25 protein-coding genes and 1 other RNA gene are annotated in these 22,683 nt (G+C 39.3%); 18 read left to right on the top strand and 8 right to left on the bottom strand.

Annotated elements, in window-relative coordinates:
- Positions 1-2 precede the first annotated feature (2 nt).
- The 5 genes from HCJ55_RS09440 to HCJ55_RS09460 all read left to right on the top strand — a co-directional run bounded on the left by HCJ55_RS09440 (position 3) and on the right by HCJ55_RS09460 (position 4,887).
- A complete protein-coding gene (locus HCJ55_RS09440; protein ID WP_185517921.1) occupies positions 3-941 on the top strand; it encodes an LPXTG cell wall anchor domain-containing protein in 939 nt (312 codons plus the stop codon).
- 44 nt (positions 942-985) lie between these two features.
- A complete protein-coding gene (locus HCJ55_RS09445; protein WP_185517923.1) occupies positions 986-1,924 on the top strand; it encodes a GW domain-containing glycosaminoglycan-binding protein in 939 nt (312 codons plus the stop codon).
- A 113-nt stretch (positions 1,925-2,037) separates the two neighbouring features.
- Positions 2,038-3,552, top strand: a complete 1,515-nt coding sequence (locus tag HCJ55_RS09450; protein ID WP_185517925.1) for a gluconokinase — start codon at positions 2,038-2,040, stop codon at positions 3,550-3,552.
- Positions 3,553-3,826: 274 nt separating this feature from the next.
- Positions 3,827-4,093, top strand: an RNA gene (gene ffs / locus HCJ55_RS09455) — signal recognition particle sRNA large type.
- A gap of 152 nt (positions 4,094-4,245) precedes the next feature.
- Complete coding sequence (locus HCJ55_RS09460; RefSeq protein WP_185502882.1) at positions 4,246-4,887, top strand: hypothetical protein; 642 nt, start codon at positions 4,246-4,248, stop codon at positions 4,885-4,887.
- Between the two features lie 571 nt (positions 4,888-5,458).
- Here HCJ55_RS09460 and HCJ55_RS09465 read toward each other — a convergent pair.
- Entirely contained in the window at positions 5,459-5,614 is a 156-nt protein-coding gene (locus HCJ55_RS09465; protein WP_185517927.1) for a hypothetical protein, read from the bottom strand.
- A gap of 442 nt (positions 5,615-6,056) precedes the next feature.
- Between HCJ55_RS09465 and HCJ55_RS09470 the strand changes: the two genes are divergently transcribed.
- From HCJ55_RS09470 to HCJ55_RS09505, 8 genes are all read left to right on the top strand, one after another.
- On the top strand, positions 6,057-7,421 hold the full coding sequence (locus HCJ55_RS09470; protein ID WP_003722068.1) for a PTS sugar transporter subunit IIC: 1,365 nt from the start codon (positions 6,057-6,059) through the stop codon (positions 7,419-7,421).
- Positions 7,422-7,555: 134 nt separating this feature from the next.
- Positions 7,556-7,777: a hypothetical protein gene (locus HCJ55_RS09475; RefSeq protein WP_003722067.1), complete on the top strand. Its 222-nt coding sequence runs from the start codon at positions 7,556-7,558 to the stop codon at positions 7,775-7,777.
- Positions 7,778-7,779: 2 nt separating this feature from the next.
- Positions 7,780-7,962 carry a DUF3188 domain-containing protein gene (locus HCJ55_RS09480; RefSeq protein ID WP_003727657.1) on the top strand — a complete coding sequence of 61 codons (183 nt, stop codon included), beginning with the start codon at positions 7,780-7,782 and terminating at the stop codon, positions 7,960-7,962.
- A 17-nt stretch (positions 7,963-7,979) separates the two neighbouring features.
- Complete coding sequence (locus HCJ55_RS09485) at positions 7,980-8,444, top strand: DUF3284 domain-containing protein (protein ID WP_008948925.1); 465 nt, start codon at positions 7,980-7,982, stop codon at positions 8,442-8,444.
- A 281-nt stretch (positions 8,445-8,725) separates the two neighbouring features.
- Positions 8,726-10,465, top strand: a complete 1,740-nt coding sequence (gene dnaX, locus HCJ55_RS09490) for a DNA polymerase III subunit gamma/tau (RefSeq protein ID WP_070266726.1) — start codon at positions 8,726-8,728, stop codon at positions 10,463-10,465.
- Positions 10,466-10,494: 29 nt separating this feature from the next.
- Complete coding sequence (locus HCJ55_RS09495; RefSeq protein ID WP_003722063.1) at positions 10,495-10,812, top strand: YbaB/EbfC family nucleoid-associated protein; 318 nt, start codon at positions 10,495-10,497, stop codon at positions 10,810-10,812.
- A gap of 109 nt (positions 10,813-10,921) precedes the next feature.
- Positions 10,922-11,518 (top strand): recombination mediator RecR, encoded by a 597-nt coding sequence (gene recR, locus HCJ55_RS09500; protein WP_003722062.1) that lies wholly within the window; start codon positions 10,922-10,924, stop codon positions 11,516-11,518.
- 14 nt (positions 11,519-11,532) lie between these two features.
- Complete coding sequence (locus tag HCJ55_RS09505; protein ID WP_185502883.1) at positions 11,533-11,778, top strand: YaaL family protein; 246 nt, start codon at positions 11,533-11,535, stop codon at positions 11,776-11,778.
- Between the two features lie 41 nt (positions 11,779-11,819).
- Here the strand turns inward: HCJ55_RS09505 and HCJ55_RS09510 are convergent, their stop codons facing one another.
- The 6 genes from HCJ55_RS09510 to dhaK1 form a co-directional block, all read right to left on the bottom strand.
- The gene (locus HCJ55_RS09510; RefSeq protein WP_185517929.1) at positions 11,820-12,662 is read right to left on the bottom strand and encodes an aldo/keto reductase; all 843 of its coding nucleotides are present in this window, start codon (positions 12,660-12,662) and stop codon (positions 11,820-11,822) included.
- A gap of 136 nt (positions 12,663-12,798) precedes the next feature.
- Positions 12,799-13,638 (bottom strand): Cof-type HAD-IIB family hydrolase, encoded by an 840-nt coding sequence (locus HCJ55_RS09515; RefSeq protein ID WP_185517931.1) that lies wholly within the window; start codon positions 13,636-13,638, stop codon positions 12,799-12,801.
- Between the two features lie 117 nt (positions 13,639-13,755).
- Positions 13,756-14,607 carry a MurR/RpiR family transcriptional regulator gene (locus HCJ55_RS09520; protein WP_185502886.1) on the bottom strand — a complete coding sequence of 284 codons (852 nt, stop codon included), beginning with the start codon at positions 14,605-14,607 and terminating at the stop codon, positions 13,756-13,758.
- A gap of 128 nt (positions 14,608-14,735) precedes the next feature.
- Complete coding sequence (dhaM1, locus tag HCJ55_RS09525; RefSeq protein ID WP_185517933.1) at positions 14,736-15,110, bottom strand: dihydroxyacetone kinase phosphoryl donor subunit DhaM1; 375 nt, start codon at positions 15,108-15,110, stop codon at positions 14,736-14,738.
- Positions 15,111-15,113: 3 nt separating this feature from the next.
- Complete coding sequence (gene dhaL1 / locus HCJ55_RS09530; protein WP_008948918.1) at positions 15,114-15,710, bottom strand: dihydroxyacetone kinase ADP-binding subunit DhaL1; 597 nt, start codon at positions 15,708-15,710, stop codon at positions 15,114-15,116.
- Positions 15,711-15,731: 21 nt separating this feature from the next.
- The gene (dhaK1, locus tag HCJ55_RS09535) at positions 15,732-16,721 is read right to left on the bottom strand and encodes a dihydroxyacetone kinase subunit DhaK1 (RefSeq protein ID WP_185504323.1); all 990 of its coding nucleotides are present in this window, start codon (positions 16,719-16,721) and stop codon (positions 15,732-15,734) included.
- A gap of 183 nt (positions 16,722-16,904) precedes the next feature.
- On the opposite strand from dhaK1, the gene HCJ55_RS09540 reads away from it, so the two are divergent.
- From HCJ55_RS09540 to HCJ55_RS09560, 5 genes are all read left to right on the top strand, one after another.
- On the top strand, positions 16,905-18,284 hold the full coding sequence (locus HCJ55_RS09540) for an aminotransferase class I/II-fold pyridoxal phosphate-dependent enzyme (RefSeq protein ID WP_185517935.1): 1,380 nt from the start codon (positions 16,905-16,907) through the stop codon (positions 18,282-18,284).
- Positions 18,285-18,336: 52 nt separating this feature from the next.
- A complete protein-coding gene (tmk, locus tag HCJ55_RS09545; RefSeq protein ID WP_185517937.1) occupies positions 18,337-18,963 on the top strand; it encodes a dTMP kinase in 627 nt (208 codons plus the stop codon).
- Between the two features lie 107 nt (positions 18,964-19,070).
- Positions 19,071-19,400: a cyclic di-AMP receptor DarA gene (darA, locus tag HCJ55_RS09550; RefSeq protein WP_003722052.1), complete on the top strand. Its 330-nt coding sequence runs from the start codon at positions 19,071-19,073 to the stop codon at positions 19,398-19,400.
- A gap of 653 nt (positions 19,401-20,053) precedes the next feature.
- Entirely contained in the window at positions 20,054-20,536 is a 483-nt protein-coding gene (locus HCJ55_RS09555) for a hypothetical protein (protein WP_185504325.1), read from the top strand.
- 28 nt (positions 20,537-20,564) lie between these two features.
- Positions 20,565-20,735 carry a hypothetical protein gene (locus HCJ55_RS09560; RefSeq protein WP_185399656.1) on the top strand — a complete coding sequence of 57 codons (171 nt, stop codon included), beginning with the start codon at positions 20,565-20,567 and terminating at the stop codon, positions 20,733-20,735.
- Positions 20,736-20,826: 91 nt separating this feature from the next.
- Here the strand turns inward: HCJ55_RS09560 and HCJ55_RS09565 are convergent, their stop codons facing one another.
- Entirely contained in the window at positions 20,827-22,626 is a 1,800-nt protein-coding gene (locus HCJ55_RS09565) for a 1,4-beta-N-acetylmuramoylhydrolase (protein ID WP_185517939.1), read from the bottom strand.
- Positions 22,627-22,683: the final 57 nt, after the last annotated feature.

Genomic DNA, 22,683 nt, shown 5'->3' on the forward strand with positions numbered 1-22,683 from the left:
TTATGAAAAAATTCCACGGGCTGGTGCTCACAGCATTAGTAACTTGTCTAATCATTCCATTCTCATTGGCAGCAAACGCTGAAACAAATGAAAATGGTAACAACTCAACGCCCACAGAAGAAAAAACAACTAATTCTACTAAAAATATAATTACTGAAGAAAAAGCAGAACCTAGCAAAGATACATCAGTAACACCACCACAAAAGACTAAAGTGCAGACAACAATCGATATTACTGATTCACCGGAAGTCTACTCCTATGAGCAAAACAGCAAGATTGCGCTCAATGATTTTACCGAAACACTAGCCGAACATACGGGTACAAAATTAACGGATTACCGATTAGCGGCTAACTCCAAGCTAAGCACAGCGCGAATAGGCATTCAAGAAGTAACGTTGCTCGGAAATAGCGAAGACGGCAAAACAACTGCAGTCAAGCTCAATTATTTAGTCAAAGCACAAACCGCTAAACTGACAATTACAAACATGAATTTTGATGTTGAAACAAAAATTTTCACTGGTAAAACTACACCGTTCGCAAGTGTCTACATGAGTTCTCCCGAAGATGAAAATTTTGGAGAAGGAGTAGTACAAGCGGATAAAGACGGCAATTTTTACGCGGAATGGGCTACAACACCAAAACAAATCACCGCTTATGCATTTGATGAAGCAGGTAATTTTAGCGAAGAAGTAACGTATCAAGTTCCAGCCAAAAAAGAAAATGAAGCAGTCGTAACAGCTCCAGATAAAGTTAAAAAGATCGAAACAAATAAAGCAGTCAAAAGCGCAACCGCAAAACCTGCGGACGTTATAAAAGTAGCAAATGATGACAAATTAGATTTACCAAGCACAGGCGACAAAGGTGCAGAATGGATTTTCGTGGTAGCGGGTGTTATAGTTATTCTTGTAGCAGTTTTATTACTTAGGAAACGTAAAAAATAAGCTAATTTTGCTATAGGGAATAACTCAAAAAGAAGGAGCGAATAATGAAGAAGTTATTAAGCGGTTTAATTATTGTTTTAATGGTTAGCCTACTTGGTCACTCCTTTAACGCCGAAGCAGCATCCTACGAAAAAATCATTTATGACAAAGCAGTCAACCTAAAAGGGGTAGTCAATCAGTCCAAACGAAATGATGGTATTCATAGCAAAATGTACAAAACGAGTAGTACAGTGAAGTATCTCGGTTCAGCTAAGAAATACGACAAAAAGACTTTGATTATTACACGCGAAGGAAAAACCGCAAGAGCTAAATGGTATTATTGCAAGCTAGGAAATACTAACATCGGTTGGATTGACTCACGAGCCTTTACAAATATTGGCAAACCAACAATTGCGGACACCGTTCCAGCACTTTGGAACAGTAAAAAAGCAATCATCACAACACGACCAAAAGGCACAACAGCAACAACATACCTTTACCAAAAAAATAGTGCGGGCAATTGGTATGAAGTTCGTCATTTTGCTAGTCATATCGGCAAATGGGGCTTCGATCCGAAATTCTCTGAGAAAAGTTCTGGATCACCAGTGGGTGTTTACCGTACAGGCCTTGCTTTCGGGCAAAAAGGTAATCCCGGCACAAAGCTTAGTTTTAAAGCAATTACCAATCGAAGTTACTGGGTTTCTAATTCCAACGACAAATACTATAATACTTGGCAAGAACGCAATTCCTCAAGTTCTGCAGATGAAAAAATGAAAATTCCGCAGTACACCTATGGAATGGAAGTGAAATACAACGCTAACCGTGTAAAAGGTAAAGGATCCGCTGTGTTTTATCATGTCGATTCACCAAAATACAATTACACATTAGGTTGTGTCTCGCAAAGTGAAGCCAATACAAAAGAAGTGCTTAAATTCGCGGATAAAAATACACTTATTGTATTAGGCGAAGAGAGCCGAATAAAAACATTTTACGGTATAAATTAAGCTAGAGAATTTCTCTAGCTTTTTTTGTTTGCTGAAAAAGCCAAGTAGCCCAGCCCCAAAATTTATTCCATTTGACGTATAATAAAAAGAAAAGAAATCGCGGGGTGAATTGTTTGACGAGCAAATCATACATAATGGGCGTGGACATTGGGACTTCGAGTACAAAGGCAGTGCTGTTTGATCAACGAGGAGAAGTGATCTTCCGGCAAGCGACGCATTATGAGCTAATTACCGATGAAACTGGAAAAGCAGAAGAAAGTCCCACGGAAATTTTTGAAGCAGTTTTAACATCCATAAAAGCTGTAATGAAAAACGTGAATAAAGATGAATTAGCGGGAATTTCGTTTAGTTCAGCGATGCATAGTTTAATTATGGTTGGGAGTAACGGAGAGCTCTTGACTGAATGTATCACTTGGGCGGACGGACGAAGCAGTGAGACGCTCGAAAAAGTAAAAAGAGATAATTACTTGTTTCAACTGTATGAAGCCACAGGGACGCCGATACACCCGATGAGCCCCTTTGCCAAAATTTGTTGGTTGAAAGAAGTGGAACCGAGATTATTTAACCGAGCTGAGAAATTTGTCGATATTAAATCGTATATTTTGTATCGTTTGTTTGGTGTCTGGGTGATGGATGAATCGTTAGCGTCGGGCACGGGGCTTTACAATATTATGGAGCACGACTGGGAATTTGAAGCGATGGAAATTGTAAAATTAACACCCGATTTTCTACCAAAAGTGGTGCCGGAAACCTATCAATTAACAGGTGTGTCAAAAGAATACGCTGACTTAATGGGGATTCCAGAAGACTTGCCATTTATCGTAGGTGGGAGTGACGGGGCGCTTGCTAATATTGGAATTCAAGCGACTGGTAGCAATGATGTTACAATCACAGTCGGCACAAGTGGCGCAGTTCGCAAGCTGACCAATCAATTCCAAATAGATTCGCGCGGCCGGACATTTTGTTACGGGGCTGGGGATGGTTATTTTATCGCAGGTGGCGCAGTGAATAACGGTGGAAAAGTGGTTGATTGGGGACTACATCAATTTGGTTCTGCGGAAGAAATTAGCCAGCGTGATTTTGCGAGCTTTATTGCGAAAATGGAAGAAATTCCCCCTGGTGCGGCCGGACTTTTGTTCCAGCCATATTTGTTAGGAGAGCGCGCTCCGTTTTGGACTAATGATATTCGTGGTGGCTTTGTTGGGCTGACGATTAATCATACTAAAGCGCATTTTATCCGGGCCATTTTGGAAGGAATCGCGTTTAATCTTGCGGAAGTCTATGAAGCAGTTTCAGCGCCGGATGATATTATTTATGTAACTGGCGGGATATCTGCGCACGAGGCTTGGTGCAAGTTGCTCGCTGATATTTTGAACCGCGAAATACGTGTACCTCATACAATCGAAGGATCGAGCTTAGGCGCAGCAATTATTGGCATGCGTTCGCTAGGGATTTTAAAAGACTTAAACCTTAAACACACCCTACCAATAAAAGCTGTATATCACCCAAGCGAAAATGTCGAAAAATATGCAGAACTGCGCCTGATTTTCAAACAAGTCACAACACAACTAATGTCTAGCTACAGCCAATTAAATAGTTGGCAAAAGAAGTTTGATATTAACAGCTAAATTTTGAGTTTCATGATATAATCACTAAAAGAAAAGTGATAACGAGGGGGAGAAAACCATGAATAAAAAAATAGTATGGATCGCTTTAACGCTAGTAGGGATTTGTGTAGTTGGTACGATTATCGCAGCAATCATGAGTGTTTACTTACGTTAAAAAATATTTCCTTTCCGCTTGCACTTTCTACATGAAAAAGGTACACTAGTAATTGAGCTCTTTTCAGAGTTTGCGCTAAATAATTTTTTATTTGGCAACTAATTATTGGTAGCAAATTTGTCGTGCTAGACGGGGAGGTAGCGGCGCCCTGTAACCCGCAATCCGCTCTAGCGGGGTTGAATTCCTCATTTGAGGCATCGTAATTGTTTGGTCTGCCCTTGACAAGTGGTGTTGAAGGTTGGGTCTTGCGCAATGGGAACCTGTGAACCATGTCAGGTCCGGAAGGAAGCAGCATTAAGCAGTGCTTCTCATGTGCCGCGAGGTTGCCTGGCCCGAGCTAACTATCAGGGTAACGCAGATGATTGCATGTCGATATGAGGTGCGCGACACTAATTTTAAATATATAAAAGACTATTTTGCCTAGCGCAGAGTAGTCTTTTTTCTACAAACATCGCCTATTCTTACAAAATAATGTATAATGCTACATAAACTGGTACAATATAAAATAGTAAAGCAATTCATGACAAAGGATGAAAATAATGCAACAACTAAAATCAAAAAAGAAATGGCTACCGGCTTTAATCATCGCAATTTTAATAGGAATTATTGCAATCTTAGCAATTATGTTCGGCTTTTTTCAGCGCCAAGAGGTGTTTGATAAGTATGAAGTAGCTTACGAAATAGATGGTAAATTATACGAGGTTTTCCCAATTAGCGCTACAGATATTGGTGTCGATAAGAAATCCAAAGATAAAAATCTTTACTTCCGCGTAAACAGTTACTACAATATTGATTATTTATTCCGCCTAGCTTATAAACAATACGAAATCAATGAACCATCTACCAATAAATATTACTCAGGCCTAATCGATTATAGCGTCGCAGATAACGCCTACGTGACCCAAAAAGACGTCTATATAACAAATAATGAATCATATGCAACCTACGACTTTTTCGACAAAAACGGCAAGAAAATCTATTCCTACAATCCGGAAGAAACGTCCAATGATGATTACATCGTGCGCATTAAACCAACCATTCTACAAGGATACGAAAAAAGTGATATCGGTAGTTATGATGATTATCTAAACATTACGGCACTTTTTAAAGATAAATTAGGCATGGACGTAAATGTCCGAATTGATGATGATAAAGAAATGGTTATCTTCTCTATAAAATAAAAAAGAGCATCCGTGGGGATGCTCTTTTCATTTGTAAGTTTATCTTAACAGCAATATATTTATCTCTCTAAAAAATTTCTTTTTAAAAGTATGACATAATTTAAATGTTACTTAATAGTTGCTTAAAAGTTTTAATAACTGGAATTCACTTCGAGCATTAGGACTTTGGTTTACAACATTTTCTTATGCTATAATAAATTTAGTAGTAGTAAAGTGAAAAAGATGGTGGCTAAATCTCCAGGAACGGGGGTGATGCCTCTTGGTTATAGAAGGTTTTACTCCTAGAAAGGAATAGCCGTGTCTGTGTATGAAGCACTGACGTTTGCGGTGGTATTTGCCACCCTCGTCGTGATGATTCTCGACTTTAACAAACCAAAAAAATAACCATCTGATCCACTTTAGCGAGCTGATCGATGGTTACTTCGTGTAATTATTAGTTAATAGCCGCCGTCTTTTACGCGGTGCTACTGCTCAGGGAGTCATGTTAGCGCATGGCTCTCTTTTCATTTATATGATATCATATTTCGCATAAAAAAAGCAATATTATCAGTTGGTAAGTGCTTTTCTTATATTAATTATCATCTGTTTTCTTTTCAGTATCTTGTTTCTTCTTTTCTTCCACGGTTGCGGGTTCTTTTATATCATCAGGAAACACAATCGAAAAATGTTCTTTTTTGACGACTTTACTATTTTTTGACTCTTCCGGCATATCGCGTTTGACTGCCATAACTATCACCTCGACTCGTTGGTATTACTTATCTTATGCTCATTATAACACAAAATGGAAAATGGATAAATTAGTAAAACTGTGTAATGTTAACGCTTACTTACACAGTTTTTTGCGCTATGTGTGTAATAGAGCTTTGGATGTAAGAAAGACAAGGTTTACAAGAGATTAACGTATATATTTTCCTAAAATAGTACTTGGCACGGAAATTGCAATAGATTAAAGTGAATCGAAATGTAAGCCTTATCATGAAGCGGAGAGGAGGACTCCCAAAATTTCACGAGGTCATGCAAAGATTCCATCTGGTTTGTTTTAGTAATAGGGATTGCTAGGGCAAAGTAAACAGATATAGCTGATAAACTCAAAGGGATGTATACATAAAAATTATATTTTGTTTAAAGAGATGAGCGCTAAATAAAAAAGGTTTACGGGAGGATAAAATATGAATGGATTAACAGCATTTTTAGAAAAGTATTTTGTGCCGGTAGCAGCAAAAATTGGTTCACAAAAACATCTAGTTGCATTACGTGATGCTTTTATTTCAACAATGCCAATCACTATGGCTGGGTCAATTGCAGTACTTTTAAATGCGTTTTTTAGGGATTTTCCAACTGACTGGGGATGGACAGGATTTGTGGAAGCGATGCAACCACTTATCGATATTAATGGATATGTATACAATGGGACGTTAGCAATTGTTTCAATTATTTTTGCCTTTTCACTAGGGTATAATTTATCAAAAGCATATGAAGTGGATCGATTAGCTGGGGGGCTAGTTTCTCTTGCTGCTTTTGTTATGAACTTAACTGTTACTGTTAGCTTAGATGCAGTAAAAGCTGCGATTGCGGCTTCTAATGCAAATTTCGATGTAGCTACTTTACCAAAAGAATTTGCTGGAATTTACGGATTCTTTAGCCTAAGCCAAGTAAATGGTACCGGCTTGTTTACCGCAATGATTTTCGGTTTTATATCAACTATTATTTATGCGAAATTAATGCGCAGAAATATTATTATCAAAATGCCAGATTCTGTTCCTCCAGCTGTAAGTAAAGCTTTCGCGGCGATTATTCCTGCGTTAGTTGCACTTTATGTTGTTGGTATTATTGACTGGGCATTCTTCAAAATCACAAATATGGACGTTATTACTTGGATTTCCAAAACAATTCAAGAACCGCTATTATCACTATCGCAAGGCTACGGAGCTGTTTTACTAGTTACTTTCTTAGTACAATTACTATGGTTCTTCGGGATTCATGGTCCGAACGTACTTGCTCCGGTTCTAGAGTCACTTTGGGGTACAGCACAACTACAAAACATTAGTGCGGCACAAGAAGGCGCTAAATTACCATTCGAATGGGTACGTGGTTCTTTCGATGCGTATGTATGGATGGGTGGTTCAGGTGGTACGCTTGTATTAATTATCGCGTTACTAATGTTCTCGAAACGAGCGGATGCACGAACAGTTGCGAAATTGTCTCTTGCACCAGGTATATTTAATATTAACGAACCAATCATGTTTGGTTTACCGATCGTATTAAATACAATTTACTTAATACCATTCCTTATCGCGCCAATGGTAATGGTAACAATCGCTTACTTTGCAACAACACTCGGCATTGTCGGGCCAGTTAAAATTGCAGTAGTTTGGGTAATGCCGCCACTTCTGAATTCCTTCTTAGCAACAGGGGGAGATTGGATGGCACCAGTAATTTCACTCATAAATATGGTCGTCGCGTTCTTGATTTGGGTACCATTTGTTATTACCGCAAATCGCGTTGGTGTACCAGAAGAAGAGATGAAAGCTTAGGAAATAATAAGTTTCTGGCTAGGTGCAGCTAAATTGCGCCTAGCCAGTATATCATGTAGGAATTCCTGCACCATTTTTATTCATTGCAAGAAGCGAGAGATAAAGTTAAACTATATAAAAGGAGGTTTTTTTAAATGATTATTCTTAATTGTCCAATGAAACGAGATTACATTACTGAATTACTAGAAACATACGATAAAGACGGTGTAACTTTTAAAAAAATAGATGAAAAAGGCATGAAACTTACTTTTGAAACAAATATTGAAGATGAAGAAAAGGCAGCAAAAATTGCCAAAGAAACTATTAAAGCAACTGAAATAGGTTCTGTACTCTATTTCCAAGTTAGTGTGGGTTGAAGATGAAAATTGTTAATGCACTATTTCTTATTAGTATAGGTCTTATTATTATTATGTTTAGTCCCTCTTATGGAAAAGATGGAATGGCTAGTGTACCTCTTCTAGTTACAGGACTTGCGGTTGTTTTAATTGGCTGTGTATTCATTGTGCTAAAAATCCGTAAAGATAAGAAAGAAAAGAATTAGAAGGAGTCGATTGAAAAGTGAATGTCACACAGAAATTATATATATCCCAAAAAGAATGCTTTGATACACTTGTGAGCTCAGCAATCTATGACGTCAAAAATGCCACTGGTAAAACGCTGCAAGTACGCAAATTAGAAGGATATAAATACCAACGTACAATGTCTAACGGCGCGCTTGCGACAACAAAAATTTTGAAAGTTACTCCTAATGATTTATATCAATTTGAAACAAGCAGTCGGGTAAACACACATACAACAACTTATACGATTAAATCCACGAGCGAAACAACTTGTGAAGTGACGTATAACGAATTAATCGAAACAGAAAAAGCAATGAATAAGATGAATAATATTATTGTTGGTTTTATGTTTGGGTTCTTCCGGAAAAAACGTGTGAAAAACTTGCTGAGATCGATTGAGCTTTCCGTTATTAATGAGAGTAAGAAGAAACAGGAGAAATTAGCTGCTAAAAGTGAACAGTAAGGGTTTGGAATCGGGCTTTTTCGGGGGTCTGGTTCTTTTTTTGGATTGGGGTTGTTGGGGTGGATTTTAAGACTGTTTGACTTGGGATGGTTTTGATTTTTGGGTTGTTTTTTGAGGCTAGCCGACTCAGAACGTTTTGAAACTTCTATTAAGGATTAAATCATCGCTTTGCTCAGATTTATATTGAAGAAGTAGATCAAAACAAACAACGTTTTGAAACTTCTTCAACAATACGTTATAATAAAACTACTAAAATGGTTTTAGGTGAAGGAGAGTGGCAGATGGCGTATCAGGCTTTGTATCGGGTTTTTCGGCCGCAGTCGTTTCAGGATGTTGTTGGACAGGAACATGTGACGAAAACGCTTAAAAATGCCATTGTGCAAAATAAAACTTCGCATGCTTATTTATTTTCTGGGCCTCGGGGGACAGGGAAGACTAGTGCGGCGAAAATTTTTGCGAAGGCGATTAACTGTGAACATGGCCATGACGGAGAGCCTTGCAATGAATGTGAGATTTGTAAGGGGACGACGGATGGTTCTATACCAGATGTTCTTGAAATCGATGCTGCCAGTAACAACGGGGTTGAAGAAATTCGAGATATCCGGGAAAAAGTGAAATATGCGCCAACTGTGGCGAAATATAAAGTATATATTATCGATGAAGTGCATATGTTGTCGACGGGAGCGTTTAATGCGCTACTAAAAACGCTGGAAGAACCGCCGAAACATGTCATTTTTATTTTGGCAACAACAGAACCGCATAAGTTACCTCTAACGATTATTTCGAGGGTACAACGCTTTGATTTTAAACGAATTACGACACAAGATATTATTGGTCGTTTGAAATTTATTTTAGAAGAAGAAAAAATTCCTTATGACGAAAAAGCATTGATGATTGTTGCGCGTGCGGCTGAAGGCGGGATGCGAGATGCGCTAAGTTTGCTTGATCAAGTTATTTCTTACGGGTCGGAAGAAGTAACCGTGGAAGATGCGCTTGAAATCACCGGATCTGTTGCGCAAAACTTGCTTACAAAGTTAGTAAGTGCAGCGTTTGATGGTGACGCAGCAGAAGCTATTTCGACGTTAACTGCTTTACTTGCAGAAGGTAAAGACCCAGTTCGTTTAGTGGAAGATTTACTCGTATTCTTTAGAGATGTGCTGCTTTATCAAAAAGCGCCAAATCTGGAAGAAACGCTAGAGCGGGCGTTAATTGATGATGATTTTGTCGCTTTGGCAAAACGAGCAGATTCACTCAAAGTATATGAATTTGTGAAAATTTTAAATGCAGCGCAACAACAAATGCGCTTTTCAAATCATCCAGGTATTTATGTAGAAGTGGCGCTTGTTCAGTTAACACAAGCGGGACAATCAGCTATAGGCGGCGGAAATGTGCCAGCTGATGCGGTTTCTGGAAGTGATGTCTCTGATTTAAAACGCCAATTAGAGCAAATGAACCAAGAGATTCAAACGCTGAAAAAACAAATTGCTAGTGGAGCCGGAGCAGCACCAGCTGATAAACCAACACAAAATCGTGGCGGTTCTAAAAAAGCAATCAACAACGGTAAGCAATTTAAAGCACCGATTGGTAAAATCAATCATGTGCTAGGCGAGGCTAAAAAAGAGAGTTTACAATTAATTCGTGGTTGTTGGGGCGAGTTGTTATCCATGTTGATGGCGTCTCAAGCAGCCCTTTTAAATGACGCAGAACCTGTAGCTGCATCTCAGGACACTTTTGTGTTAAAATTTAAGCATGAGATTCACTGTCAAATGGCGATGGATAATCCGAACTTTGTTGAAACCATCACGTCGAGTATTGCACGACTGACGCAAGTAAATTATACTTTTATTGGAATCCCAGAAGATCAATGGGCCGATGTAAGAGAAAATTTCCTTCAAAGTCATGGTAGCGACGGCGATGCGGAGGACGGTGCAAATCCGGAAGCTAGAAAACCAGCGGAAGATCCTTTTGTTGCAGAAGCGGCGAAACTCGTTGGTGAAGATTTGCTTGAAATTAAAGATTAAAAAACAATAGAAGAAAGAGGAGATTATTCATGCGTGGAATGGGAAATATGCAAGGTATGATGAAACAAATGCAAAAAATGCAAAAGGAAATGGCGAAAGCTCAAGCTGATTTAGAAGCTCAAGAGTTCACTGGAACAGCTGGTGGCGGAATGGTTACAGTAAAAGCTACTGGTAAACGCGTCATTACAGATGTTGTTATAAATGAAGAAGTAGTTGATCCAGAAGATATCGAAATGCTACAAGATTTAGTACTTGCAGCGACAAATGATGTATTAAAACAAATTGAAGATACAACTTCACAAACAATGGGCAAATTCACACAAGGATTAAATATTCCTGGAATGTAATATTGTTTGGTTTGAGACTCTTGGCTTGTATACAAGAGTCTCAACTATTTTTCAATAGAATGTTCCACGTGAAACATTGTGTATTTTGAAGGTGAGAGGAAGACGAATTATGCATTATCCTGAGCCGATAACGAAATTAATAGATAGTTTTATGAAATTACCGGGAATCGGACCAAAATCGGCAGCTCGACTAGCGTTTTATGTGCTAGATATGAAAGAAGACGATGTACTAGATTTTGCAAAAGCGCTTGTAGATGCAAAGCGAAATCTCAGTTTTTGTTCCGTTTGTGGTCATATTACGGATAAAGACCCGTGTTATATTTGCGCAGATACGTCACGCGATCGAAGTGTTATTTGTGTGGTACAAGAATCCAAAGATGTTATTGCAATGGAAAAAATGCGTGATTTCCACGGCTTATACCACGTGCTTCATGGTACTATTTCACCAATGGATGGGATTGGGCCAGAAGATATTAACATTCCTGATTTGCTGAAACGTTTGCAAGATGACACGATTGAAGAAGTTATTTTAGCCACCAACCCGAATGTTGAAGGGGAAGCCACCGCAATGTATATTTCGCGCTTATTAAAACCTTCAGGCATAAAAGTAACAAGAATTGCGCACGGCCTTCCAGTTGGCGGAGATTTAGAATACGCTGACGAAGTGACGCTCTCTAAAGCGATGGAAGGACGAAGAGAAGTATAAACCGAGGTGATAAAATGGAGTCCAGAAGCAATAAGTTTGGTCGGAAAAAAGACAAGAAAATTGGTAAACTACACAAATCCTATGATGCTTATCTGATGGAATTGATTGAAGTCTCGCAAGAAAAGTGGCACAAACAAAAAGTGTTAATGCGCAAAAGCTTTGAATATGATCCTAATTTAGAATATGAAGAGAAAAAAGCAGAAGCTCGTTACTTCTATCTTTTCAAAGAAGCGCGCAAACGCCAATTACGGAGCAAATAAAAAAATCTACTAAGCCAAGTTGGTTTAGTAGATTTTTTTATTTAAATTTCTGATCTCACATACATAACATCTGGTGCATGGCTGACGCGTTCGCCATTATTTAAACGATCGACTTGGCGCATATCTGCTTCTGTTAATTCAAAATCATAAATAGCTGCATTTTCTCTAATTCTGGAAGGCGTTTCTGATTTTGGAATAATGGAGATATTGTTTTGTAAATGCCAACGAAGTACAATTTGTGCAGGTGATTTCCTATGTTTTTTCGCTAGGTCGATGAGGATTTGCTCTTGTAAAACACCACCACGACCAAGTGGGCTCCATGCTTGGTGAACAATATGTAATTCTTCTAAATAACGATGTAGAAGCTGATTAGGGAAATGTGGATGTGTTTCAAGTTGATCAACTACCGGAAGTACATTGGCGCTTGTACGAAGGCGATCGAGGTGATGCGCTTCGAAATTACTTACGCCAATCGCGCGAACAAGCCCTTCATCATATAATTTTTCCACAGCGCGCCAAGTTTCAAAAAAAGTATCTTGCTTTGGCCAGTGAACTAAATATAAATCGACTTGATCTAATTGCAATTTTTTCTGCGATTTTTCAAAGGCACGAAGCGTTTCATCATAACCTTGCTCCGTATTCCACATTTTTGTCGTTACAAAAAACTCATCCCGTTTTAAGCCGCTGGACAGAAAGAAATCTCCCAGCTCTTTTTCATTATGGTAAAATGAAGCCGTATCAAACAAGCGATAGCCAACATCCACCGCAGTTTCCAGTGCTGTGCGCATCCGCTGTTCGTCAGTGAGTTTGTATACCCCAAAACCATGTCTAGGCATTTCGATTCCATTGTTCAATCTGTATGTATCCGAGAAAGAAAGTGTCATTTAATTTACCTCCTACTTTAGTTTATTAATTTAAGCATACCAGAAAATGAGGAATTTCTGTAGAAAGAAGGGGTAGATAGGAGCAATTTTTTATATGATGGCAATAAAAAAAGGCTGAATTTCAGCCTTTTCTTAATTAACTCGGAATTAAACTATTTAGCACGTGCGCAATGCCATCTTCGTTATTGGATAAAGTTACGGAACTGGCTGCTGCTTTTAATTCAGGGACGGCGTTGCTCATGGCGATGCCTGTTCCAGCGTATTCAACCATGGTGATGTCGTTGTGCCCGTCTCCGAATGCGATAATGTTTTCTGGGCTAATTCCCATTGGAGTTAAAATGGTATCAAGTGCTTTGGCTTTGTCGATGCCTTGTGCGGTGAATTCAAAATAGAAATCGGCCGTGAAGACGCAGTTCAGGCTATCTTTGAAAGGCGCCATCATCGCTTGGTAATTTTCCTGCATATAAGCTGGATCGCCGGCAGTTAGTATTTTGCTAATTCGATAATCTAAAAATGCTGCTAAATCATCTTTTTCGCAGAGTTTGAAGTTACCGCCGCGGGATTCATATTGAATAATGTTGATTTCTTCGCCTTTATAAGGGACATAACAGTCAAATACATCGTTCACGTACATATAGTCGTCTTTATCAATCATCACTTTTACTTCGAAATTTTTCATATGTTCTAGAACGGCTTTTCCTTCTGCAACGGTGAGCGCTTGGTTGAATAATTCCTCTTTTGTTTGGCAGTCTACTACTTTGGCGCCGTTGTATGAAACAAGTAAACCGTGGTATTTTTCCATTTCTAGTTGTTCGGCGTAAAGGTGCATTCCGGTTGTTGGTCTGCCGGAAGCGAGGATAAGTTTAACGCCATTTTGTTGAGCTGTGATGAGTGCTTTTTTTGTTTCAGTGGAGATTTTTTTGTCGTCGTTCAATAAAGTGCCATCAATATCTAAAATAATCGCTTGAGTCGTCATTTAGTTTAGCTCCTTTTTTTCTTTATTGTATCATTAGAAAATAAAGGAAAGTGCGAAATGGCGTAGATTGAGAGCTTTTTTTCAATTCAAAAGGAAATCAATCGCCTTTTTGAAAAATCATTCCAATTCGCTGTTCATTTTTTGATAATTGGTGGTTTTGTATTGGATATTTTTGTCGTAATCGTGATTAAAATAAACGGAATATAGCGTGTCGAAAATGCTGAGTAATGACTGTCTTGTCGAGAACGAGGAGACTTTGTTGTAATGGTTCTCGGCGGACGCCATATAGATTTTGTGAGTGGCGAATTCGACTAACGGATTTGTTTGCATTGAAGTGATTAAAATGATTTCGACATCGTTTTCGGATAGAATTTTGACGACTCTTTGAAGTGTTCGGCTGCGGCCGCCGTAAGAAACAACAATGGCAATATGGTTTTTGTCGCTATTTGCTGCGGACAAGCTTTGGATATAATCTTCTTCAGGAACGTTGACTAAAACCCCAATTTCCTGCATTTGAAATTTGAAATTTTGAGCAAAAAAAAGATTGGCAGATGCGGCGTAGACATCAATTATTTTCGCTTTAGTCAGTTTTTCACCGATACGAACGAGTTCTTCTGGGTCGGAGATGTTTAACGTTTCATCGATGGTTCCTTTGTAAATCTGTTGTAGATTGGTCATTATTTGGTAGGGCGTGTCTGATTCCAAAATCGGATAATCGTAATTTATTTCTTTTTCTGCGGTTGCTTCGCGGAGGCTTGTGGCGATTTCGATTTTTAGTTCGCCGATGCCGTTAATTCCTAGTTTATTAATTAAACGGTAAATGGTTGCAGTAGAAACGAATGCGGCCGCGGCTAGCTCTTTAGGCTTGAACTGCAGGGTTTTTCGCGGATTTGCTAGAATATAGTTGGCAAGTTCTTTTTCGCTATTGGTTAAATTGGTTAATTCTCTTATTTTAATTAAAATATTCATCGTTTCAAATCCTAACTTTTTAGAATGGGAAATTATATATGTCATTATACCACGGAAAACCCTCGCCTTTGTTTTCAGTTAGGATAATTAAAGCCCCCTCAAACAATAAGAGTTCAAGGGGGCTTAACTTATTTAATTTCGATTCCTTTTAAATTTTCCGCGATGACTTCTGGTTTCTCGTCCATTTGAACTTGAGCCGCAGTAGCATACGCACCTTCTAAAATTGGTGCATTAAAGAGAATGATTTCCTTTTCGCTAATTTCTTCTACGGTTTCAATATTCATTTTGGCGCTTCCAAGGTCATAGAAAGTGTAGACTTTGTCAGCTTTGTTACTTTCAATGGCTTCATTTACTGCGTCAAAACTTGTGCCAATGCCGCCATCTTCGGTTCCACCTGCGTGGGTGATAGAAACGTCTGGCGCGATTTCTTTGATGATATCATGGACACCTTTTGCGACATCTTTGGAGTGGGAAATAATAACAATGCCATAAGGTTTAGCCATAGGTCAGCTCACCTCCGTTTGAATCATTGCGTGGAATAATAGGGCGGAAGAGTATGCCCCTGGGTCAAGATGGCCAATCGAACGTTCGCCGAGATAGCTTGCCCGTCCTTTAGTCGCTTTTAAATCTTTGGTTTTTTGTAAGGCCGCATCGACTACATCATCGGTCAAATCTTCTTGGTGAAGCGCGTGAACAACTGGTTCCCAAACATCAATCATCGTTTTTTCACCAGCATGAGATTTACCGCGTTTTTCGATGCCTTCTAGACCAGCTTCAATTACTTTTGTAAGGCCGACCGCATCGATTGTATCCGAATCAATTGCTTTACTCATATTTAAAAATGCTGTTCCATAAAGTGGGCCGGATGCGCCGCCAACTTTGCTGACCATTGTCATTCCGGCCGTTTTGAAAACATCTTTTAGGTCGGCAGGTTCTTTTTCTGCAAAAGCTTTTTTGAGTTCGCTGAGTCCGCGAGCCATATTGATACCATGGTCTCCGTCACCAATCGCTTGGTCGAGATCACTTAATAATTGTTTATTTTCTTGTACACGTTCGCCGAAATCATTTAACCAGCGTAATGCCCAATCTTTATCATAAGTCATGATTCATTCCTCCAAATTTTATTACCAAGCAATTGTGTCCACTGGGAGTTTCAACATATCAACCCATTTTTCGTCTTCTAATTTTAAAATGGTTAAGGATAATCCGGCCATTTCAAGCGAGGTCATATAATCTCCAACGAGTGTTTTTTCCGCGCGAACGCCGGCATTTTTTAGAAGTACATGGACATCATTTGCGAAAACATATTGTTCCATAAGTGGTGTTGCGCCCATGCCGTTAACAAGGACAACCACTTTATCACCAGGTAGGAGTTTGCTTTCATTGCTAATCCGTTCGTATAGTTGCTTAGCTAAACTTGCAGATGGCATAATTTTTTCTCGTGTAAATCCTGGTTCACCGTGGATACCAATGCCGAGTTCGATTTCGTCATTGCCAAGCTCAAATCCAGGATGTCCAACTTCGGGAACGGTACACGGCGAAAGTGCAACCCCAAGCGTTTTAACAGAAGCAATGACTTTTTCGCCAAGGGCTTTCAATTCTTCAAGGGATGCGCCTGCTTCTGCGGCAGCCCCGATAATTTTATGCACGAGAACTGTTCCGGCTACACCGCGGCGTCCTGTTGTAAAAGTACTGTCTTCCACAGCAATATCATCATCTACTACAATTTGTTCTACTTTAATATCATCAGCATCGGCTAAGTCAGCCGCCATTTCAAAATTCATTACATCTCCGGTATAGTTTTTCACGATTAAAAGCACACCAGCGCCTTGATCTGCGGCTTTTATACCTTCATAAATTTGGTCGGGAGTTGGGGAAGTGAAAACATCGCCGCACACAGCCGCAGATAGCATTCCGCGACCTACATAACCAGCATGAGCCGGCTCGTGACCAGAACCCCCACCGCTTACTAGCCCGACTTTGCCTGGACGTTTATCATTTCTTGCAATGACGCGAGTTCCTTCAACACGGTGAACAATATCTGCGTGCGATTTAACTAAACCTTCCACCATTTGCTCTACAACTTGATCTGTACCGTTAAGAATCTTCTTCATCTGACAAAAAACCTCCTTTAAAATAGTCCTCTTACCTCAATTTCCCTTTACTAGAAAGTCAAAACGTGGTTGCTACTTTTATTATACAACTTATAAAATGAAAACGCTTTAAAACTGCAAGAATGTGTCATAAATCCAGCAAAATGGTACAATGAAAGAGAGAATTTGAAAAGGGGAATTGTTATGCGAGATCAATCTAAAATGCCTTTAGTGGAACGGTTAGATGCTCATGCTAAATCCTGCCCAATATCACTCCATGTTCCTGGACACAAAAGTGGAGCCATTTATCCAGATGCATGGCAAAAATTATTGAAATGGGACGTAACCGAAATCACTGGAATGGACGATTTGCACCATCCGGAAGATGTGATTTTGGAAGCAGAAGAGTTACTTGCAGAATGTTATGGGAGTAAAAAAAGTTATTTTCTAGTGAACGGGACAAGCGGAGGAAGCTTGGCGGTTATTATGGCGACTTTGAAGCGTGGGGAAAAAGTTTTAGTGCCGAGAGATGCGCATAAGTCTATTTTGCACGGCATCGAACTGGCAGGCGGAGAGCCGATTTTTTTAACACCAGCAACGAATAAAGAAGTCGGCGTCGCGAGTGGTGTAACCCCAGAACTTATTGAAGAAACCCTACATAATCATCCAGATATAAAACTATGTATTTTCACTTATCCAAGCTATTACGGAACAACTTTCCATTTGCAAAAATGTATCCGAATTGCTCATGATTTTGGCGCGGTTGTGTTTGTCGATGAAGCGCACGGAGCCCACTTTTTAACAAGCTCAGAGTTTCCGAAAAGTGCGGTGGAGCTTGGCGCGGATGTGGTCGTTCAGTCGGCGCATAAGACGTTGCCGGCGCTGACGATGGGATCCTATTTGCATGTAGTGAATGACTTGCCGATTTTTGAAAAACTACCTTATTATCTGCAAGTATTTCAAACGAGCAGCCCATCTTATTTAATTATGGCGTCACTGGATGCTGCGCGGAAATATGCGGCAACCTACACGGCGGCTGATGTGGAAGCTTTTTGGAAAATGCGCGCCAGATGGATTAAATGGCTAACGAAAAACCATTTTGACGTTATTTTGCCAGATGATCCACTGAAAATAATCGTCCGCAAAACGGGCTACACAGGCTATGAACTGCAAGCGATTTTTGAAGAGAGCTCTTATTTCCCAGAACTAGCCGACGAATCACAAGTGCTACTGATTTTACCATTAATTAAAAAAGGAATCGATTTCACACCGATTAGTCGGATTCATTCTCCGGTGAAAAAAGAAATCGCGAAAGAACCGTACGAAATGTCGGCACCTTGCGCATCTAGCCTCGCGCTAACGTATGAAGAAATGCACGCGCGCGCCACCGAATTTATTTCCATAGATGAAGCGGGCGACCGTGTATCAGCCGAAACAATCTCGCTCTATCCGCCGGGGATACCAGCCGTAATCCGTGGAGAAAGCATCACAGAAAGACACATTCGCGAACTAAAAAGCATTCGCACACGCCACTACCAAGGCGGCGAAAAACTAGCCGCGAATTACATCCGTGTCTTCCGCTAATTTATGCTATAATCAAACAGAAAGCGACGCGAAAGGGAAAGGAAATTACTAAATGAAAGCAATTTTTATTACACTTGAAGGCCCAGATGGCTCTGGAAAAACAACAGTAGGAACACTACTCAATCAAAAAATGACGGAAGCTGGCATCGATTTTATTAAAACCCGCGAACCGGGTGGCAGCCCGATTTCAGAAAAAGTAAGAAACATCGTCCTCGGAATTGGCAATGAAGAAATGGACCCGAAAACAGAAGTGCTACTTATTGCAGGAGCGCGCCGTCAACATGTCGTTGAAACAATCCGCCCAGCTTTGGAAGCAGGAAAAACTGTACTTTGCGACCGTTTCATGGATAGCTCACTTGCCTACCAAGGTGCCGGACGTGACATGGATATGGAACAAGTTTTACAAGTGAATTTATATGCGATTGAAGATACATTGCCTGACCGGACGTATTATCTAGATGTGCCTGCCGAAGTCGGTTTAGCTAGAATCGCCGCCAACAAAGGCCGTGAAGTTAATCGTTTGGATAAAGAAGACATTACCTACCATGAAAAAGTCCAAGCCGGCTATGAAAAAGTCATCAAGATGTTCCCGGACCGTTTTATGCGAGTGGATGCTACAAAGACACCTGAAGAAATCACAGAAACCATTTTAGCCGATATTTTACGACAATTATCCTAACATCAAATGTGACTTAAACCCCTAGCCACAAGTGCATATCACTCTTTAAAATGACATTTATTTGCTATAATAGAAAAAAGATAGATTTTTAGGAAGGGTTGATTTCTTTGAAACTGATATTTGCGATCGTCCAAGACCAAGATAGCAACCGTTTGTCTGACGCACTAACAAAAGGCAATTTCGGTGCGACAAAACTAGCCACTACAGGCGGATTTTTAAAAGCAGGCAACACCACATTCATCATCGGTACAGAAGATGAACGTGTAGAAGATGCCCTAGCAATTATTAAAGAAAACTGCAAAGCACGCGAACAAATGATGACACCATCCGCGTCCCTTGGAGTGACAGTAGATACCTACGTGCCTTATCCAATCGAAGTCCAAGTTGGCGGCGCAACAGTGTTTGTAATGCCGGTGGAGAGTTTTCATCATTTTTAAAACAGATAGTGGAGAAACAGATAGGAGGTAAGGGCTATCTGTTTTTCTTTTGTTTCAGACCTTGGCAAATCAGTTTGAAATGTGTTACTATGTAAATGAAAAGAGAGCCATGCGCTAACATGACTCCCTAACAGTAGCACCGTTAAAAAGACGGTGGACAAGGTTTGAAAATTGATAGATAATCGTCTTTTCGCACCCGTCAAAGTGTAAAGACGATTATTTTTTTGGTTTATTAAAGTCTAGTATAGGCACAACGAGCGTGGTGAAAACCATAGCAAACGTAAGTGATTCATCCATAGATACAGCTATTCCTCTGGTTGTAAGTTATTGCAACGCTGAATAAATATACGATATATTCAAATTATAAAGTCGCATTATGGAAAAGCAGGAATGAAAATGGCATAAATATGTAGTTTGAAATTAAACTTTTTTCTTTTGATGAATAAAATAGTGTATATAACCGCAAATAGTGATATTATGAACTATTTTTTTAGCTATTTTACGCAATTTGTGTTTAAACAAGACGAGTTTTAACCAGAATTAAGTCGTTCATGACAAGAATCGGACATTTCATTACATTTTTGGTTATACATTGGTTTATTATGATATTCTTTTCTTAGAAATAAAATAAAATAAAAAGGAATGAAAAAATCATGAAAAAACATCTTGTGATTGCATTAACAGCTACTTTAATTTTTGTTAATTTGGTTCCAATCGCATCTTCGGCGAATATCGAAGACTCTGTTTCTGTTGGGGAAGCTATATCTGATTTAAATACGGGCGTAGAAATTACTCAACCACCACGGATGATGTTATTTGCTAATCAAACGGAATCCGGAGGATCTACTTATAAATTTGTTTCGAAACAAGTAGTGAATTTGTCTGGCGTTAATACTTTATACCAAGCATTGTTAGCTGGTGGATTGACAGCCGTTCCAATGGGGCATCCGGTGGCTAGAGCGATGGTAACAACTGGATTAAGTAGTAATTTTAAAGGTTATAAGTACATGAGACAAACCATTTATAAAAAATCAGATAAAACATATCACTATTATAAAGTTATTGATGAATTTACAAACAATAAGAGCACTTGGAAAGGTGCGGTAACTACAAGTTATCAAAAAGTTAGAAGATAAAAATGTTTCATGTGAGGAGATAATAATATTGAATTATAAAAAATGGATAGGATATTTAATTTTCTTTATTGTGTTGTTTAGCTTAGGAACGCTTATTTTTAACAACTTTAATATTGTAGTATTAATAGTTGCAACGGTTTCTTTCGCGATTGCAATTATTCCAGCTGTTAAGAATAAAACGGATAAGCCAATAAAATAACTGTTAATAATAAAAAAACCGCAGACAAAGCAATTTCTCGCTTTATCCGCAGTCAAGGGCCTATCTCACTCACGAGCTAGGCTTTTTATATTCACTTAATCGTCAATTTCTGACCAACATGAATCATATTGCTTGGTAGTTTATTCCAAGCTTTAATGTTATCTACAGTTGTTTTATACTGTCTGGAAATGGCCCAAAGGGAGTCACCTTTTTTGACAGTGTATGTTTTTACTGTGGAATTGCTTGGTGTGTTTGTGCTTGGTTTAGCTGTGTTTGTATTTGTTGTAGTAGATCCGGCGCTTACTTTAAGTTTTTGGCCCGGATAGATGAAATCGGATTTCAGGTTGTTCCAAGTTTTTAGGTTAGCGATGGTTACTTTGTTGTTGCTAGCGATTCTCCAAAGCGAGTCACCTTTTGCAACTGTGTAAACTTTAGCGTTTGTGCTCGTACCTGTGCTTGGTTTGGATGTATTTGTGTTTGTATTCGGTTTAGATGTGTTCGTATTTGTATTCGTGTTTGTTGTAGTAGACCCAGCGCTTACTTTAAGTTTTTGACCTGGATAAATGAAATCGGATTTCAGGTTGTTCCAAGCTTTTAGGTTAGCGATGGTTACTTTATTGTTGTTCGCGATTCTCCAAAGGGAGTCACCTTTTGCAACTGTGTAAACTTTAGCGTTTGTGCTCGTGCCTGTACTTGGTTTTGATGTGCTTGTGCCTGTGCTCGGTTTGGATGTGTCTGTATTTGTTGTAGTAGATCCGGCGCTTACTTTAAGTTTTTGGCCTGGGTAAATGAAATCGGATTTCAAGTTGTTCCAAGCTTTTAAATTAGCGATGGTTACTTTATTGTTGTTAGCAATTCTCCAAAGGGAGTCACCTTTTACGACTGTGTACATTTTGGCGTTCGTGTTGTTTGTGTTTCCGGTATTGCCAGTATTTCCTGTGTTACCAGTGTTTCCGGAATTGCCGCCAGTCGTTTTGCCGTTGTCGTATTGTGTTAAGTTATATCGGCTGATTAAATCATTTAATTTAGTTGCATAAGCCGTGTCGGTTGCGTACGTTCCTGTTAAAGCTTTGGTTGCGTCTTTGTAGGAAGTTGTGTTGCTTTTCCAAGCTTTTGAGTAGTAGCTTGGGTTCCAACTTGGGCCGCTGCGAATAACTTTGGCATAATCTTCTAGTGATTGATGGTAAGAAGGATATTTTCTGAATTTAGCTGTGATTGTGTAGTAATTTCCTTTGCCGTCATCTTCTAGGGTTTGTTTTGTATAAGATTGGCCGTTGTATGCTCCTTTGATTCCGAAAAGGTTGTAGTTGGGAGCTGAGCCTAATTCGCTCGTTCCATAGGCGCTTTCTAAAATTGCTTGAGCGATCATGACAGATGCGTATAGGTCATTTTCTGCTGCAATTTGTGAAGAAGAGGCTTGGATTGTTTGAATAAAGCTTTGAACCGTTGCGCTTGAACGGAGTGCTGATTTTTGTAATAGGTTATAAGTTGCTGGTGTAGAGTAGCTTGTTACACTGTTTGGATTGCTAACTGTAGCGGGTTCTGCGGGAGCTTGTTCTACTTTGTCAGCTACGGGTTTCGCTTCTTCTTGTGTTTTTGTTTGTTCTTTTGTTTCAGTAGGTTTTGTTTCAGTTATTTTTTCTGTTGTGTTTTCAGGAGTGGCAGTTGCGGGTGTTTCTGTTGTTGTGTTTGCTTCTGCACTTTTTGATGCTTCGTCAGTAGGCGCTGTTTCGTCTGCGCTAACGATTACTTCGATTCCCGGAACTGTGATAGAGGTTGCGATGGCAGTAACCCCAGCAATCGTTGCACCAGTTTTGAACTTGTTACTTTTTTTGTTTTTCTTTTGTTCTTTTAAAGTTTCAAGGATACGTTCTTTTCTTGTTTTTTGCATGGTAAGTCACTTCCAATTCTTTTAAATATTCTACATCCATTATTACATACTTCACAT

The organism is Listeria marthii (assembly GCF_014227425.1).
GTDB classification, from domain to species: domain Bacteria; phylum Bacillota; class Bacilli; order Lactobacillales; family Listeriaceae; genus Listeria; species Listeria marthii.

What these genes read in the sequence shown, in the direction of transcription:
- HCJ55_RS09440 (WP_185517921.1), top strand. Translation starts at nt 3, where the DNA reads ATGAAAAAATTCCACGGGCTGGTGCTCACAGCATTAGTAACTTGTCTA.
- HCJ55_RS09445 (WP_185517923.1), top strand. Translation starts at nt 986, where the DNA reads ATGAAGAAGTTATTAAGCGGTTTAATTATTGTTTTAATGGTTAGCCTA.
- HCJ55_RS09460 (WP_185502882.1), top strand. Translation starts at nt 4,246, where the DNA reads ATGCAACAACTAAAATCAAAAAAGAAATGGCTACCGGCTTTAATCATC.
- HCJ55_RS09465 (WP_185517927.1), bottom strand. Translation starts at nt 5,614, where the DNA reads ATGGCAGTCAAACGCGATATGCCGGAAGAGTCAAAAAATAGTAAAGTC.
- HCJ55_RS09470 (WP_003722068.1), top strand. Translation starts at nt 6,057, where the DNA reads ATGAATGGATTAACAGCATTTTTAGAAAAGTATTTTGTGCCGGTAGCA.
- HCJ55_RS09475 (WP_003722067.1), top strand. Translation starts at nt 7,556, where the DNA reads ATGATTATTCTTAATTGTCCAATGAAACGAGATTACATTACTGAATTA.
- HCJ55_RS09480 (WP_003727657.1), top strand. Translation starts at nt 7,780, where the DNA reads ATGAAAATTGTTAATGCACTATTTCTTATTAGTATAGGTCTTATTATT.
- dnaX (WP_070266726.1), top strand. Translation starts at nt 8,726, where the DNA reads ATGGCGTATCAGGCTTTGTATCGGGTTTTTCGGCCGCAGTCGTTTCAG.
- HCJ55_RS09495 (WP_003722063.1), top strand. Translation starts at nt 10,495, where the DNA reads ATGCGTGGAATGGGAAATATGCAAGGTATGATGAAACAAATGCAAAAA.
- recR (WP_003722062.1), top strand. Translation starts at nt 10,922, where the DNA reads ATGCATTATCCTGAGCCGATAACGAAATTAATAGATAGTTTTATGAAA.
- HCJ55_RS09505 (WP_185502883.1), top strand. Translation starts at nt 11,533, where the DNA reads ATGGAGTCCAGAAGCAATAAGTTTGGTCGGAAAAAAGACAAGAAAATT.
- HCJ55_RS09510 (WP_185517929.1), bottom strand. Translation starts at nt 12,662, where the DNA reads ATGACACTTTCTTTCTCGGATACATACAGATTGAACAATGGAATCGAA.
- HCJ55_RS09515 (WP_185517931.1), bottom strand. Translation starts at nt 13,638, where the DNA reads ATGACGACTCAAGCGATTATTTTAGATATTGATGGCACTTTATTGAAC.
- HCJ55_RS09520 (WP_185502886.1), bottom strand. Translation starts at nt 14,607, where the DNA reads ATGAATATTTTAATTAAAATAAGAGAATTAACCAATTTAACCAATAGC.
- dhaM1 (WP_185517933.1), bottom strand. Translation starts at nt 15,110, where the DNA reads ATGGCTAAACCTTATGGCATTGTTATTATTTCCCACTCCAAAGATGTC.
- dhaL1 (WP_008948918.1), bottom strand. Translation starts at nt 15,710, where the DNA reads ATGACTTATGATAAAGATTGGGCATTACGCTGGTTAAATGATTTCGGC.
- dhaK1 (WP_185504323.1), bottom strand. Translation starts at nt 16,721, where the DNA reads ATGAAGAAGATTCTTAACGGTACAGATCAAGTTGTAGAGCAAATGGTG.
- HCJ55_RS09540 (WP_185517935.1), top strand. Translation starts at nt 16,905, where the DNA reads ATGCGAGATCAATCTAAAATGCCTTTAGTGGAACGGTTAGATGCTCAT.
- tmk (WP_185517937.1), top strand. Translation starts at nt 18,337, where the DNA reads ATGAAAGCAATTTTTATTACACTTGAAGGCCCAGATGGCTCTGGAAAA.
- HCJ55_RS09555 (WP_185504325.1), top strand. Translation starts at nt 20,054, where the DNA reads ATGAAAAAACATCTTGTGATTGCATTAACAGCTACTTTAATTTTTGTT.
- HCJ55_RS09565 (WP_185517939.1), bottom strand. Translation starts at nt 22,626, where the DNA reads ATGCAAAAAACAAGAAAAGAACGTATCCTTGAAACTTTAAAAGAACAA.